A 561-nucleotide genomic window follows, 5' to 3' on the forward strand; every position below is an offset into this window, starting at 1 on the left:
ACTATTGAATTAGTAGGTACATCTTTCGTAACAACAGAACCAGCAGCAATAATTGAATTATTACCAATAGTGATTCCAGGTAAGATAACACAACTTCCACCAATCCACACATCATTTCCTATTGTTATTGGAATCGCATAACCACTCTTGTTTCTATCTTTAGGTTCAATTGAATGACCAGCCGTGTATAGTCCAACATTAGGACCAATCATACAGTTTTCACCAATCCTTACTTCTGCCATATCTAATATAGTACAGTTATATCCAGCATAGAAGTTGTCTCCAATGTGGATGTTGTATCCTAAGTCACAGTGGAAATTATGCTCAATACTCGGATTTACTCCGACACTTCCGAATAATTCCCTTATAATTTCCTCTTTTCTTTCTGAATCTTCGATTGGACAATTATTAAACTCTTGAACAAGTTTATGGGCAATGATATTTTTCAACCTTAGTTCATCCGTACCTCGTTTGTAGTAGATTTTCTCTTTATCCTCCATATCTAGTCTCCTTTCTTCAGTTATTTATAAAATACCACATTTTCTTCAAGTAACCTGCCCC

1 protein-coding gene is annotated in these 561 nt (G+C 35.3%); it reads right to left on the minus strand.

Annotation, left to right across the window (positions count from 1 at the left end; all coding sequences use genetic code 11):
* Positions 1–500 (minus strand): sugar O-acetyltransferase (locus tag AKG34_RS26390; protein ID WP_053349121.1); only part of this gene is annotated, 500 nt, incomplete at its 3' end.
* Positions 501–561 lie beyond the last annotated feature (61 nt).

This window comes from Peribacillus butanolivorans (assembly GCF_001273755.1).
GTDB lineage: Bacteria > Bacillota > Bacilli > Bacillales > DSM-1321 > Peribacillus > Peribacillus butanolivorans.